The organism is Streptomyces sp. DH37 (assembly GCF_029813835.1).
In the GTDB taxonomy this organism is placed as follows: domain Bacteria; phylum Actinomycetota; class Actinomycetes; order Streptomycetales; family Streptomycetaceae; genus Streptomyces.
In genome coordinates this window covers 170,941-183,854 of record NZ_JARVKV010000002.1, presented here as the reverse complement: position 1 = coordinate 183,854, position 12,914 = coordinate 170,941, and the positions used below count along the sequence as shown (strand labels likewise).

The window sequence follows — 12,914 nt, the reverse complement described above, 5'->3', positions numbered from 1 at the left end:
CGGGCCGGACGGTCCTTCCGCCCGTACACCGGACGGCACCCCGGCCGGGGCCCTAGGCTCGGCGCCATGGTTCACGTACTGAGCAGCCGGATACTGCTGCGCCCCACCGATCCGGAACGTTCGCGGGCCTTCTACGGCGAAACACTGGGCCTGGCCGTCTACCGCGAGTTCGGCACCGGGCCGGAACGCGGGACCGTCTACTTCCTCGGCGGCGGCTTCCTGGAGGTCTCCGGCCGCTCCGACACCCCGCCCGCGCCCGGGCTCCGGCTGTGGCTCCAGGTCGCCGACGTGGCGGCCGCCCACGAGGAGCTCGCCGCCCGCGGCGTGGAGGTGCTGCGGGAACCGAAGCGGGAGCCGTGGGGGCTGGTGGAGATGTGGATCGGCGACCCGGACGGGGTGCGGATCGTCCTCGTCGAGGTCCCCGAGGACCATCCGCTGCGCCACCGGCCCGGCATCTGAGGGCGCCCTCCCCGCGGGCCCGCCTCCCGCGCTCCGTCCGCGCTCCCCGGCTGCCTCCGCGCGCTCCCGTGCACGGGTCCGGCGCCGGGCATCCTCCCCCCGGAACCGGCCGGGCGACACCGGCCGGGAAACCGGTCGGGGCGGGGTCGGGGGAGGCGCGGTGCACGGACCGGAGCCGGTCGGCTGGATGCTGGTGGCCCTGTGCGGCGGCGTGGGCGCGTACTGCCTGCGGCGGGTGCGCGGCGGTACGCCCGGACAGCGGCGGGCGGCCGCGGGCGAGGCGCTGATGGGGTTCGGCATGGCCGCGATGGCGCTGCCCGCCTCGGCGGCGGAGCCGCTGCCGCCTGCGGTCCTCGGCGCGGTCCTCGGTGCGGTCTTCGGCGGCGCGGCGGTGTACGAGCTGGTGCTGGCCCTGCTCGGTCCGGAGCACCGGCCGCACCATCTGCACCACGTCGTCGGCGCCCTGGCCATGGTCCACATGGCGCTCGCCATGGCGGCCGGCCCGGCGGGCGCGCACGCGCACCACACGGCCGCGTCCGGGGCGCCGGCGGAGGCGCTGACCGGGGCGCTGCTGGCCTACTTCGCGCTGTACGTGCTGCTCGCCGGGGCCCGGCTGGTCCCCGTGCCGGGTCCCGCGGGCGCCGCGGGCGTCCGGAGGGCCGGCAGCCCGGACGCGGTCGCCGCGGGCGGACCGCCGCGGCTGCCGGAGCTGGCGGCGGCCTGCCGGCTGTCGATGGGCATGGGGATGTTCGCGATGCTGCTCACCCTGTGAGCCTGCGCGCGGGCCGGTGGGGCGCCGCGTCCGTGAGGCGTGCGTCACTTCCCGTTTCCCGCCGGACGCGGGACAGCCGCCGGCTCATAGGCTGTCGTCCATGATGGTCGCGCTCGCACTGCTCGTCCTGGGCGCACTGATCGCGGCGACGGCGCCGCGCGTGCTGGCCCGTGGTTCCTGGCCGGACCGTGAGCCGGTGCTGGCGCTGCTGGTGTGGCAGTGCGTGGTGGTCGCCGTGCTGCTGTGCTGCGTACTCGCCATGGCCCTGTCCGGCGCGGCGGCCTGGCAGGCCGTGCGCGGCCACGTCTTCGCCCCGGCCCCGAGCCGGGTCGTCGAGGCGTACGGGCTGAGCGCGTTCGGCGAGTCCTGGCCCGCGGTGGTGGCGGTGCTGCTCGCCTGCGGCGGCGTGTGGACCGCGGCGATGCTCACCCGCGAGATCCGGCACGCCCGCGCCCGGCGGCGTGCGCGGCGTTCCGAACTCCTCGCCCGCGCCCCCCTGCTGCCGGGTGAGGAGCCCGGTTCCGGGGAGCGGCTGGTGGTGCTGGAGAGCGAACGCCCGGACGCCTGGTGGCTCCCGGGGAGCACGCCCCGTCTCGTGGTCACCACCGCGGCGCTGCGCCGGCTCGAGGGACGCCGGCTCGACGCCGTCCTCGCCCACGAGCAGGGCCACCTGCGGGCCCGTCACGACTGGCTGCTGCACTGCTCGTCCGCGCTCGCCACGGGCTTTCCGCAGGTGCCCGTCTTCCGCGCGTTCCGCGACCAGGTCCACCGGCTCGTGGAGCTGGCGGCCGACGACGTGGCCTCGCGGCGCTGCGGACGGCTGGTGGTGGCCCTGGCGCTGGTCGAACTCAACGAGGAGCGCGGGGTCTTCGACCCCCACCCCCCGCGCCCCGGCGCGCAGGTACCGCAGCGCGTCGACCGGCTGCTGTCGGCCACTCCCCGGCTGCCGGTCGTCCGGCGGCTGCGGGTGACCGCGCTGGCGGCCCTGGTGCCGCTGGTCCCGCTGGCGGTGGCCTTCGTCCCGGGCCTCAGAGCGCTGGGCTGACGCCCGCGCGCCTCCGTGCGCGCCCTTTGCGACCGGCTCACCCGCCGACCGGACGATTGGATCGTCCTCCACCGGTGACGATCTGAACCATGGCCTCCCCCTTCCCGCGCCTGACCGCCCCGCTGTGCGCCGCCGTGGCCGCCGTGCTCGCCGTGCTCGTCCTGGCGGGGTGGGACCCGCTGCTGGCCCTCGACGCCCGGGTCACGTCCGAACTGCACCGCACGGCGCACGCCGAACCCGGCTGGACGCGGTTCAACCGGGTGCTGACCGACTGGGTCTGGGACCCCTGGACCATGCGGGCCGTGCTGCTCGTGACGGTCCTGTGGCTGGTGCTGCGCGGCGCGCGGCGGCTGGCGTTCTGGGTCGCCGCCGCCGGGATCGCCGGCACCCTCCTCCAGCAGGGGCTGAAGGCCCTCGTCGACCGCGACCGCCCCCGCTGGGCCGATCCGGTGGACTCGGCGAGCTTCGCGGCGCTGCCCTCCGGCCACGCCATGACGGCCGCGCTCACCTGCGGTCTGCTGCTGTGGCTGGCGCATCTGCGCGGGGTGCGCCGCGCCGTGCGCCTGACCGTGCTGTGGGTGGGCGCGGTGAGCGTCGCCGGGGTGGGCTTCACCCGCGTCTACCTGGGCGTGCACTGGCCCAGCGACGTGGTCACCGGCTGGCTGCTGGGCTTCGCCGTGGCCGCCGCCGCGGCCGCGCTGTGGCGGAAGCACGGCGTCCGGACCCCTTGGCCGGGGCGGCGCTGAACGGGAGGATCGTCCCCATGGCGATCAGAGGCGTCCTCTTCGACTTCTCCGGAACACTGCTGCGCGTCGAGCCGGCCGCCGACTGGCTGCGCGCCGTCCTCGACGGGGCGGGCGTCACCCTGCCCGAGGGCGAACCGGCGCGCCTCGCGGCGGCGCTGGAGGAGGCCGGCGCGCTGCCCGGCGGAGCCTCCCCGCGCTCCGTGCCCACCGCCCTGCGGGAGCTGTGGCGCGAGCGCGACCGCAGCGCCGAGCGGCACCGCGCCGCCTACACCGCGCTGGCCCGCCGGGTGCCGCTGCCGCGGCCGGAGCTGTACGACGCCCTCTACGACCGGCACATGCTGCCGGAGGCCTGGCGGCCCTACCCCGACACCGCCGAGGTGCTGGACGCGCTGCGGGAGCGGGGGGTGCCGGTGGCGGTGGTGAGCAACATCGGCTGGGACCTGCGCCCGGTGTTCCGGGCCCACGGCCTGGACCGCCGGGTGGACGCCTATGTGCTCTCCTGCGAGCACGGCGTCCAGAAGCCGGAGCCGGAGATCTTCGAGCTGGCCTGCCGGACCCTGGGGGTGGCGCCCGGGGAGACGCTGATGGTCGGGGACGACCGGCGTGCGGACGGCGGAGCCGCCGCACTGGGATGCGCGGTGCACCTGGTAGACCACCTGCCCTGCGACCGCCGGCCCGACGGGCTGCGGCCGGTCCTGGAGGTGGTGGACCGTCCGGACTGAGCGGAGCCCGGCGCGGGGTGCGGCGGTCGCCGCACGGAGCGCACCGGAGTGGGGGCCGGTCTCGGGCGATCCCCCGCGTCGCCCGAGACCGGCGTCTGGCCGGATACCGACGTACTCCCCGGTCGGTACCCGAAGATCACTGAGTATATTGGCCCGGAGCCAGTCAACGCAGGAGTTACAGGATGTCCCCTCGCAGCGCATCGGTCAATGAGGAATTGCGCCGACGGTCCCGTGAGCGGCTGCTGCAGGCGACGGTGGAGCTCGTCGACGAGCGCGGCTACGAGGCGACGACGCTGGGGGACATCGCGGACCGGGCGGGTTCGGCGCGGGGTCTGGTGTCGTACTACTTCCCGGGCAAACGGCAGCTGCTCCAGTCGGCCGTGCACCGGCTGATGCACCTCACCCTGGCCGAGGCGCTGGAGCGCGAACCGCGGCCCGCGGGCCCGGACGCCGGGCGGGAGCTGCTGGCCCGCGCGATCGACGCGATCCTCGGGCTCGCCCACGACCGGCCGACGCTGATGCGCACCCACATGGCCGGGATCCTGCAGCAGGAGGGCTTCGTCCAGTGCGACGAGCAGCAGCGGCTGGCCAAACTGCTGCGCGACACCGTCGTGCGCTACGGCTCGTGCGATCCGGACACCGACTACCCGCTCCTGCGCGCGCTGCTCATGGGAGCGGTGGTGGCCGTGCTGCTGCCCGGGGCGCCGATGCCGCTGGCGCGGCTGCGCGCCGAGCTGTTCGGGCGGTACGGGCTGGACTGGGAACTCGGGTCCCCGCCGGACGTCCCCGGGAGGGATCCGTCCGGCGGGAGTCCGCTGGTGCCGCTGACGGGCCGGCGCTGACGTGACGGCCGCTGCGAGCGGCCGGGCCCCGGCGGCAGTGCCGCCGGGACCCGGGGATCAGCGGGGCTCAGCAGGAGTCAGCGGTAGTCGGGCTGGGTCTGGGCGTTGAGCTCACGCAGCCGGACGCGCTCGGCGCCGGCGGTGCGCCGGTCCCGGATCTGCAGGACGTCGAAGCCCATCTGGATGTCGTTCGAGTAGACGTACCCGTTGTAGTAGTACGCCGACCAGGAGCCGCCGATGGCGTTGGGGTCGGAGTACGGGCCGCGCTCGAAGTACCCGATCTCCTTGGGCCTGGTGGAGTCGGTGAAGTCCCAGAAGGAGACACCGCCCTGGTACCAGGCCTGCACCATGATGTCGCGGCCCTTGACCGGGATCAGCGAGCCGTTGTGGGCGACGCAGTTCTCGGTGTCGGCCTGGTGCCGGGGGATCTTGAAGTAGCTCTTGAACACCAGCTTGCGCTGGTCGCCCTTGCCGGTGATGTGGTAGATGCCGTTGGCACCGCGCTTGTCGCCGACCTCGGCGTTGCAGGTGGCGCCGGCGCCGCCGCCGAGCTCGTCGGTGAAGACGACCTTGCGGCCGTTCTCGTTGAAGGTGGCCGAGTGCCAGAACGCGAAGTTCTCGTTGTCCTGGACGCGGTCGATGACGCGGGGCTCGGCCGGGTCCGAGATGTCCATCAGGATGCCGTCGCCCATGCACGCGCCCGCGGCGAGCTTCAGCTCGGGGAAGGCGGTGATGTCGTGGCAGCCGGTGGTGGGCACCATGGCGACCGGGTTCTGCGGCGGGCCCGGGTTGCCGCCGTCCGGGAAGAGGACGGGGAAGTCGACGACCGACGCGTCCTCGGGCGCCTGGCGCGGCACCTTCACGACGGAGATGCCGTCGTGCGGCGGCTGGCAGTCGGGGAAGGTCGCGTCCGGGAAGTAGGAGGAGACGTAGACGTAGACGTCCCTGCGGTCGGGCACCAGCGTGTGGGTGTGCGAACCGCAGGCGGTCTCGACGGCGGAGACGTACTTCGGGTTCCGCTTGTCGCTGATGTCGAAGACCTTGATGCCCTCCCAGGAGCTCTTCTCCGTGGGCGACTGCGAGGTGCTGTTGCAGGAGTCGTCGCTGCGGGAGGAGTCGGTGGACAGGAAGAGCAGGTCGCCGGAGACGGAGATGTCGTTCTGCCCGCCCGGGCAGAGCACCTGGCTGACGATCTTCGGGGACTTCGGGCGGCTGATGTCGTAGACGGTGAAGCCGTCGTAGTTGCCGGCGAAGGCGTAGCGGCCCTGGAAGGCCAGGTCCGTGTTGAGGCTCTTGAGGGCTCCCTTGGGCAGGTTGGTCAGGTGCGAGACGTTCCTGCTGTGGACGATCTCGTCCACGCCGGGTATCTCGCCGCTCCGGATGGCTGCTTCGGCTTCCGCTCGGTCCTGCTTCGACGCCTTCCCGGACGTGGCCGGCGAGTCGCCGGGGTCGGGGGTGGCCGCCGCCGGTCCGGCGGCGAAGAGCGTGGTCAGCAGACCGAGTACGGCCGCCGCCGCGCCGAGGCGTCTGCGCCGCGCACGGGGTGTGGGCAACGACGTCACTGCTTTCCTCCCTGTCGATCCGCTTGGTGTCGCCCCGAGTTGGGCGGCTCACGGACTCGGGCAGTATGACCCCTCGCGCCCCTGTCCCGACAGGGAAATACGAACACGGTGCCGGGTTCCTCCGTGTCAGGATTCGGGGGCGTCGGCGCGTCCCGTGTCAGGATCGGGGGAACCGGCGTACCCCGTGCCACAGGAGGAAAGGTGACAGACCGTCACAGATCCCGGCTCTCCGCCCGGGCGCTCCCGTCCGCGTCGGCGGCACTCGCCGCACTGACGGCGCTGATGGCGCTGATGGCGCTGATGGCGCTGATGGCGCTGACCGGCTGCGAGGACGGCTCCGGCGAGGCGGCCCCCGGCGGCGGCCCCTCCGTGATCGCGCCCGGCAGACCGGGGGAGGCGGCCGAGACGCTCTCCGCCGAGGAGGCGCGGAAGGCCGGCGAGGAGCGCGCGGACAAGCCGAACGCGGCGGACTTCTCGTACGTCACGCGGATGATCGAGCACCACCGGCAGGCGCTGGTGATGACCGACCTGGCCGAGGAGCACGCCGACTCCGGCAAGGTGCGCCGGCTCGCGGACCGGATCTCCTCGGCCCAGCGGCCGGAGATCGCGGCGATGCGCGCCTGGCTCAAGCGCAACGGCGGCGACGGCGAGGGAGGGGACGGCCACGGAGAGCACGGGGACCACGGAGACCACGGGGACCACGGCGGCGGGCATGACAGCGGCCACGACGGCGCGCCGATGCCCGGCATGGCGACCGAGGAGCAGCTCGACGAGCTGCGGGCGGCCCGCGGCGAGGAGTTCGACCGGCTCTTCCTGAAGCTGATGATCGCCCACCACCAGGGCGCCGTGGCGATGGCCAAGGACGTGACGGCCGACGGCGAGGACACCCAGGTCCAGGAGATGGCCGGCGACGTGGCCGTCCAGCAGACGGCCGAGATCGGCCGGATGCGCGCGATGCTCTAGGGACGGACCGGAGAGGATTCGGGGCGCGCGGGGGGAAGCCCGCGCGCCCCTTCCCGTTTCCCGCCCCGTTCCCCGTCCCGTTCCCGGACGCGCGGCCGGGCCGGCCGTCCGCCGCTCAGCCGCCGCCCCGTTCGCCCTGCCGGACGGCCGCGGTGAGCACGCTGTCCAGCAGTCCGGGGAACAGCCGATCGAGGTCGCCGCGGCGCAGGGCGCTCATCTTCGCGGTGCCCCGGTAGCTCTGGCTGATCACGCCGCTCTCGCGCAGCACCCGGAAGTGGTGGGTGGTCGTCGACTTGCTGACCGGCAGGTCGAAGAGGGAGCACGACAGGTCCTCCTCGCTCGCCGCCAGGGTGCGGACGATCCGGAGGCGCACGGGGTCGGCGAGCGCGTGCAGGACGTCTTCCAGCCGGATCTCCCCGGGGGCCGGGTGCTCCAGCTCTCGGGCGGCGTTCGGGCTCTGGGTGCGGGGCGTCACGGCTCAATGATACGAGAGTCATCGTAGTTTGACACCCGCCGTACTACGATGCCTATCGTATGAGAGCCGACCGGCCGAGACCCCGAACCGACGAGGAGCCTTCCGTGAGCGCTCTGTTCGAGCCGTACACCCTGCGATCGCTGACCGTGCCCAACCGCGTCTGGATGTCGCCGATGTGCCAGTACTCCGCCGAGCCCACCGGGCCGGACGCGGGTACGGCCGGGGACTGGCACCTCGCCCACTACGCGGCCCGGGCGGCCGGCGGCGCCGGGCTGGTCCTGGTGGAGGCCACCGCCGTCTCCCCCGAGGGCCGGATCACCCCCGGCGACCTGGGCCTGTGGAACGACCGGCAGGCACGGGCCCTGCGGCGGATCACCGGCTTCATCGGGGAGCGGGGCGCCGTGCCGGGCGTCCAGCTCGCCCACGCCGGGCGCAAGGCCTCCACCGACGCCCCCTGGCGCGGTGGCGCGCCGCTGGACGCCGCCCGCGGCGGATGGCGGCCGGTGGCGCCCAGCGCGGTGCCCTTCGCCGAGGGGCACCCGGTGCCGCACGAGCTGACGGCCGAGCGGATCGACGAGGTGGTGCGGCAGTTCGCCGACGCCGCGCGCCGGGCGCTGGCGGCCGGGTTCGAGGTCGCCGAGATCCACGGCGCGCACGGCTATCTGATCCACGAGTTCCTCTCGCCGCTCAGCAACCACCGCACCGACGCCTACGGCGGGAGCTTCGAGAACCGCACGCGCCTGGCGCTGCGGATCGTGGACGCGGTGCGGGAGGTGTGGCCGGACGGCCTGCCGCTGTTCTTCCGCGTCTCGGCCACCGACTGGCGGGAGGACGGCTGGACCCCCGACGAGACCGTGCGCCTGGCCGGACTGCTGGCCGAGCGCGGCGTGGACCTGCTGGACGTCTCCACCGGCGGCAACACACCGCGGGCGTCCATCCCCGTCGAACCCGGCTACCAGGTCCCCTTCGCCGCGCGCGTGAGGGCCGAGACGGGGCTGCCGGTGGCGGCCGTCGGCCTGATCACCGAGCCGGAGCAGGCCGAGAAGATCGTCGCGGGCGGCGAGGCGGACGCGGTGCTGCTGGGCCGGGAACTGCTGCGCGACCCGCACTGGGCGCACCGCGCGGCCCGGACGCTGGGCGCCGGGCCCGTACGCCTGCCCGACCAGTACGCCTGGGCGGTGTGATCCGCCCGCGGCGGCGCCGGCGGGACGCGGTTGTCAGTGGCGGGGTGCACACTGGCGCGCGTCGAGGACAACGGCGTCCCGGAGGTGTTGCGGCATGACCGACGTACTGCTCGCGGTGGGCACGCGCAAGGGGCTGTTCCTGGCCCGGCGGCGCGGCACGGTCTGGGAGTTCGGCGATCCGCTCTTCACGGCGCAGGCGGTTCACTCCGTCGCGGTCGACACCCGGCGTCCCACGCCCCGGCTGCTGGTCGGAGCCGACAGCGCCCACTGGGGGCCGTCGGTCCTCCACTCCGACGACCTGGGCGCCACCTGGCACGAGCCGGGGCGGCCCGCCGTCCGGTTCGGCGAGGACACCGGCGCCTCGCTGGAGCGCGTCTGGCAGCTCCAGCCCGCGGGCCCCGGCGCGCCCGGCGTGGTGTACGCCGGGACCGAGCCGGGCGCGCTGTTCCGCTCGGAGGACGGCGGGGAGACCTTCGAGCTGGTGCGCGGCCTGTGGGAGCACCCCACCCGGGCGCGGTGGGAGCCGGGCGGCGGAGGGCTGGGGCTGCACACGATCCTCACCGACCCGCGCGACGAGGGGTCGATCACGGTGGCCGTCTCGACGGGCGGGGTCTACCGCTCCGGGGACGGCGGACGGAGCTGGGCGCCGTCGAACACCGGGGTGGAGGCGGTGTTCCTGCCGGACCGCTTCCCGGAGTTCGGGCAGTGCGTGCACAAGATCGCCCGGGACGCCGCCGACCCCGACCGGCTCTACCTCCAGAACCACTGGGGCGTGTACCGCAGTGACGACGCCGGCGCGAACTGGACCCCGGCCGCCGGCGGGCTGCCCTCCACCTTCGGCTTCCCCGTCGCCGCCCACCCCCGGCGCGGCGGTGTGGCCTACCTGTTCCCGCTCAACGCCGACACCGACCGGGTGCCGGCCGGCCGGCGCTGCCGGGTCTACCGCACCGAGGACGCGGGAGCGAGCTGGGCCCCGCTGTCCGACGGGCTCCCCGAGGCGGACCACCACGGGCCGGTGCTGCGGGACGCGCTGTGCACCGACGACGCCGACCCGGCCGGGATCTACTTCGGCAACCGCAACGGCGAGGTGTTCGCCGGCTCCGAGGAGGGCGGGCACTGGCGGCAGTTGGCCGCCCACCTGCCCGACGTGCTGTGCGTACGGGCGGCGGTGGTCGGCTGACCGTGATCGGCTGAGAACGGACGGGCCGAACCAGTAGAGTGACCGCCCGTGGCAGCACGACCGTTGAACGAGATCGTCGAACCGGGCTGGGCCAAGGCGCTGGAGCCGGTGGCCGGACGCATCGCCGCGATGGGGGACTTCCTGCGCGCGGAGATCGCCGCGGGACGCACCTACCTCCCCGCCGGACCGAACGTGCTGCGCGCCTTCCAGCAGCCCTTCGACGACGTGCGGGTGCTCATCGTGGGCCAGGACCCGTACCCCACCCCGGGCCACGCGGTGGGGCTGAGCTTCTCGGTCGCCCCCGACGTGCGCCCGCTGCCCGGCAGCCTGGAGAACATCTTCCGCGAACTGCACAGCGACCTCGGGGCGCCCCGGCCGTCCAACGGCGACCTCACCCCGTGGACGCGGCAGGGCGTGCTGCTGCTCAACAGGGCGCTGACCACCGCGCCGCGCAGGCCCGCCGCGCACCGCGGCAAGGGCTGGGAGGAGGTCACCGAGCAGGCGATCCGGGCGCTGGCGGCGCGCGGCAAGCCGCTGGTGGCCATCCTGTGGGGCCGGGACGCGCGGAACCTGCGGCCGCTGCTGGAGGCGTACCCGGCGGTGGAGTCGGCGCACCCCTCCCCCATGTCGGCGGACCGCGGCTTCTTCGGCTCGCGCCCGTTCAGCCGGGCCAACGAGATGCTGGTGCGGCAGGGCGGGGAGCCGGTCGACTGGCGCCTGCCGTGACGGGCCGCCCGGCGGGCTGGATCCTGGGGGTCGACTCGGGCGGCTCCGGGCTGCGCGTCGCGCTGGCGCGGACCGGCGACGGCGACGGCGACGGCGGTGCTCAGCGGGCCCCGGCGCCGGTGGGCACCGCCTCGGCGGACCGCCCGGTGCGCACCGGCCCCGGCGGCATCGACGCGTCCCACCTGCTGGAACTGGTGCTGCCACGGGCCCGTTCCCTGCTGGCCGCCGCCGAGCGGGACGGCTCCGGCGCGGACGCCTCCGGCACCCGGATCGACGCCGTGTGCGTGGGAGCGGCGGGCATGGCGACGCTCGGCGGCGAACTGCGCGCCGTACTGCCCGGCGCGTTCGCCGGGGAACTGGGAGCACGGCGCGTGGCCCTGGCCGCCGACGCCGTCACCGCCTACGCCGGCGCGCTGGGCGAACGACCCGGTGCCGTGGTCGCCGGCGGCACCGGCATGATCGCCATCGGCACGGACCTGCGCACCTGGCGGCGCGCCGACGGCTGGGGCCACCTGCTGGGCGACTGCGGCGGCGGCGCCTGGATCGGCCGGGCCGGTCTGGAGGCGGCGATGCGCGCCCACGACGGCCGGCCGGGCGGTTCGGAGGCGCTGCTCGCCCGTGCCGAGGCCGTCTTCGGCCCGGCGGCGGGGCTGCCGGGGAAGCTGTACCCGCGCACCGACCGTCCGGCGGTGCTGGCGTCCTTCGCTCCGGAGGTGGCCGGCTGCGCCGGCCGGGATCCGGTCGCGGCGCGCGTCGTCGAGGAGGCGGCCGTCCAGATCGCCATGAGCGCCGCCGCCGTCTGCCCGGAGGCCGGAGGCAGCCGGGTCTCCCTGACCGGCGGACTGTTCGCGATCGGCGAGCCGCTGCTCGCCCCGCTCCGCCGGGAGCTGGCCGTACGGCTGCCGCACGCCCGGACCGTACCGGCGGCCGGCGACCCCCTGGCCGGGGCCCTGCTCGTCGCCGACCGGCTGGCCCGGGACGTGCTGCGGCTGCCGGAGGACCCGGTGCTCCTCCGCGTCGGGTGAGGCGCGGGGCGGCGGACATACCGGACGGCGCGGGACCGTCACGCAGCGACACGGGACCGTCACCACGACGCGCGGGAGGAAAGGGGACAGACCGGGACTGCTCCGCCCCGCCCGAACAGCCGACTCGGCCAAGGCATTAGCATGCGGCGCCATGAGCACCCCCACTGGGCCCGCAAACGGCCTGCCCGTACGAATGCCGCGTCCCCGCCAGCCCGGACGGCACCGCCGGCCACGGCCGGTCATAGCGCCCGAGGGTGCGCCCGCTCTGGTGCTGGCCGTTCCCGGGGTGCCCTCCGGCGCCTCCCGGAGCCTCGCCGAGGAGGCGCTGAGCATCGTCCGTTCCGAGCTGCCGGGCCTCGACGCCCGGGTGGGTTTCGTGGACGGGGAGGACGGCGAGTTCCCCGCCCTCCGGAACGTGCTGACGCAGGCCGCAGCCGACCGCACCGTCCGGGCCGCCGCGGCGACGGCGGCCCTCGAGGCCGCGGCGGCCGAGGCGGTGGAGGCGGGAGCGGAGGCCGCCGAGGTGGAGGCCGAGGCCGAGGCCGCCCGGCGGCGGATCGAGGAGGCCCCGCTCGCGGTGGTCGTCCCCCTGCTGGCCGGACCGGACAGCGCGCAGATGCGCCGGATACGCCAGACCGTGCTCGAAAGCGGTTCCGGCGCCGAGCTGACCGATGTGCTCGGCCCGCACCCGCTGCTGGCCGAGGCCGTCCACGTCAAGCTCTCGGAGGCCGGGCTGGCACGGGCCGACCGCGCCCGGCTGTTCACCGTGGCGACCGCCGCGGACGGCATCATCCTGGCCGCCATGGGCGGCGAGGAGGCCGTGCAGGCCGCCGGGATCACCGGGATGCTGCTGGCCGCGCGCCTGGCGGTGCCGGTGCTGTCGGCCGGGCTGGACGAGGAGGGTGCCGTCGCCCGCGCGGCCGAGCAGCTGCGCGAGGCCGGCTCCCGGCAGCTCGCCCTGGCGCCCTGCCTGATCGGCCCCGAGATCCCCGAGGGCCTGCTGGAGTCCGCGTCCCGGGAGGCCGACTGCCCGGCCGCCGAGCCGCTGGGCTCCTACAGCGCGGTGGGCAAGCTGGTGGCCTCCACCTACGCCGCGAAGCTCGGCATCGCCCAGCGGTCGCCGCAGGGGGCGCAGGCCCACTGACGGGCCCTCCCCCTGCGGCCCGCCGGGCCGTGCGGCCGCACGGCTGCGGCAGGTCGGCCGGTCGGCCGG

General features: G+C 75.4%; 14 protein-coding genes. 12 read left to right on the top strand and 2 right to left on the bottom strand.

Features of this window, described 5'->3' with window-relative positions:
• The first annotated feature begins 66 nt into the window (after positions 1-66).
• From QC029_RS01890 to QC029_RS01865, 6 genes are all read left to right on the top strand, one after another.
• The gene (locus tag QC029_RS01890) at positions 67-459 is read left to right on the top strand and encodes a VOC family protein (protein WP_279553512.1); all 393 of its coding nucleotides are present in this window, start codon (positions 67-69) and stop codon (positions 457-459) included.
• A 160-nt stretch (positions 460-619) separates the two neighbouring features.
• Positions 620-1,231: a DUF5134 domain-containing protein gene (locus tag QC029_RS01885; RefSeq protein WP_279553511.1), complete on the top strand. Its 612-nt coding sequence runs from the start codon at positions 620-622 to the stop codon at positions 1,229-1,231.
• Positions 1,232-1,331: 100 nt separating this feature from the next.
• Positions 1,332-2,276 carry a M56 family metallopeptidase gene (locus tag QC029_RS01880; RefSeq protein ID WP_279553510.1) on the top strand — a complete coding sequence of 315 codons (945 nt, stop codon included), beginning with the start codon at positions 1,332-1,334 and terminating at the stop codon, positions 2,274-2,276.
• 89 nt (positions 2,277-2,365) lie between these two features.
• Positions 2,366-3,022 (top strand): phosphatase PAP2 family protein, encoded by a 657-nt coding sequence (locus tag QC029_RS01875; protein WP_279553509.1) that lies wholly within the window; start codon positions 2,366-2,368, stop codon positions 3,020-3,022.
• A gap of 17 nt (positions 3,023-3,039) precedes the next feature.
• Positions 3,040-3,744, top strand: a complete 705-nt coding sequence (locus tag QC029_RS01870; RefSeq protein WP_279553508.1) for an HAD family hydrolase — start codon at positions 3,040-3,042, stop codon at positions 3,742-3,744.
• A gap of 182 nt (positions 3,745-3,926) precedes the next feature.
• The gene (locus QC029_RS01865; RefSeq protein WP_279553507.1) at positions 3,927-4,586 is read left to right on the top strand and encodes a TetR/AcrR family transcriptional regulator; all 660 of its coding nucleotides are present in this window, start codon (positions 3,927-3,929) and stop codon (positions 4,584-4,586) included.
• 77 nt (positions 4,587-4,663) lie between these two features.
• Here QC029_RS01865 and QC029_RS01860 read toward each other — a convergent pair whose 3' ends face one another.
• Complete coding sequence (locus tag QC029_RS01860) at positions 4,664-6,148, bottom strand: LVIVD repeat-containing protein (protein WP_279553506.1); 1,485 nt, start codon at positions 6,146-6,148, stop codon at positions 4,664-4,666.
• 282 nt (positions 6,149-6,430) lie between these two features.
• Between QC029_RS01860 and QC029_RS01855 the strand changes: the two genes are divergently transcribed.
• Positions 6,431-7,111 (top strand): DUF305 domain-containing protein, encoded by a 681-nt coding sequence (locus QC029_RS01855; RefSeq protein WP_279553559.1) that lies wholly within the window; start codon positions 6,431-6,433, stop codon positions 7,109-7,111.
• Between the two features lie 115 nt (positions 7,112-7,226).
• On the opposite strand, the gene QC029_RS01850 is transcribed toward QC029_RS01855, so the two are convergent.
• Positions 7,227-7,586: a helix-turn-helix transcriptional regulator gene (locus tag QC029_RS01850; protein WP_279553505.1), complete on the bottom strand. Its 360-nt coding sequence runs from the start codon at positions 7,584-7,586 to the stop codon at positions 7,227-7,229.
• Between the two features lie 104 nt (positions 7,587-7,690).
• Here QC029_RS01850 and QC029_RS01845 point away from each other — a divergent pair, with 104 nt between their 5' ends.
• The 5 genes from QC029_RS01845 (at position 7,691) to QC029_RS01825 (ending at position 12,845) form a co-directional block, all read left to right on the top strand.
• Positions 7,691-8,770 carry an NADH:flavin oxidoreductase/NADH oxidase gene (locus tag QC029_RS01845; protein ID WP_279553504.1) on the top strand — a complete coding sequence of 360 codons (1,080 nt, stop codon included), beginning with the start codon at positions 7,691-7,693 and terminating at the stop codon, positions 8,768-8,770.
• 94 nt (positions 8,771-8,864) lie between these two features.
• On the top strand, positions 8,865-9,950 hold the full coding sequence (locus QC029_RS01840; protein WP_279553503.1) for an exo-alpha-sialidase: 1,086 nt from the start codon (positions 8,865-8,867) through the stop codon (positions 9,948-9,950).
• 48 nt (positions 9,951-9,998) lie between these two features.
• Complete coding sequence (locus QC029_RS01835) at positions 9,999-10,676, top strand: uracil-DNA glycosylase (protein ID WP_279553502.1); 678 nt, start codon at positions 9,999-10,001, stop codon at positions 10,674-10,676.
• Positions 10,673-11,701 carry an N-acetylglucosamine kinase gene (locus QC029_RS01830; RefSeq protein WP_279553501.1) on the top strand — a complete coding sequence of 343 codons (1,029 nt, stop codon included), beginning with the start codon at positions 10,673-10,675 and terminating at the stop codon, positions 11,699-11,701. The genes QC029_RS01835 and QC029_RS01830 overlap by 4 nt, the downstream gene beginning before the upstream one ends.
• Before the next feature lie 151 nt (positions 11,702-11,852).
• A complete protein-coding gene (locus QC029_RS01825; protein WP_279553500.1) occupies positions 11,853-12,845 on the top strand; it encodes a hypothetical protein in 993 nt (330 codons plus the stop codon).
• Positions 12,846-12,914: the final 69 nt, after the last annotated feature.

Bases quoted from the DNA above. Each gene is read 5' to 3' on its own strand.
- QC029_RS01890 (WP_279553512.1), top strand. From the start codon at position 67: ATGGTTCACGTACTGAGCAGCCGGATACTGCTGCGCCCCACCGATCCG.
- QC029_RS01880 (WP_279553510.1), top strand. From the start codon at position 1,332: ATGATGGTCGCGCTCGCACTGCTCGTCCTGGGCGCACTGATCGCGGCG.
- QC029_RS01875 (WP_279553509.1), top strand. From the start codon at position 2,366: ATGGCCTCCCCCTTCCCGCGCCTGACCGCCCCGCTGTGCGCCGCCGTG.
- QC029_RS01870 (WP_279553508.1), top strand. From the start codon at position 3,040: ATGGCGATCAGAGGCGTCCTCTTCGACTTCTCCGGAACACTGCTGCGC.
- QC029_RS01865 (WP_279553507.1), top strand. From the start codon at position 3,927: ATGTCCCCTCGCAGCGCATCGGTCAATGAGGAATTGCGCCGACGGTCC.
- QC029_RS01855 (WP_279553559.1), top strand. From the start codon at position 6,431: ATGGCGCTGATGGCGCTGATGGCGCTGATGGCGCTGACCGGCTGCGAG.
- QC029_RS01840 (WP_279553503.1), top strand. From the start codon at position 8,865: ATGACCGACGTACTGCTCGCGGTGGGCACGCGCAAGGGGCTGTTCCTG.
- QC029_RS01825 (WP_279553500.1), top strand. From the start codon at position 11,853: ATGAGCACCCCCACTGGGCCCGCAAACGGCCTGCCCGTACGAATGCCG.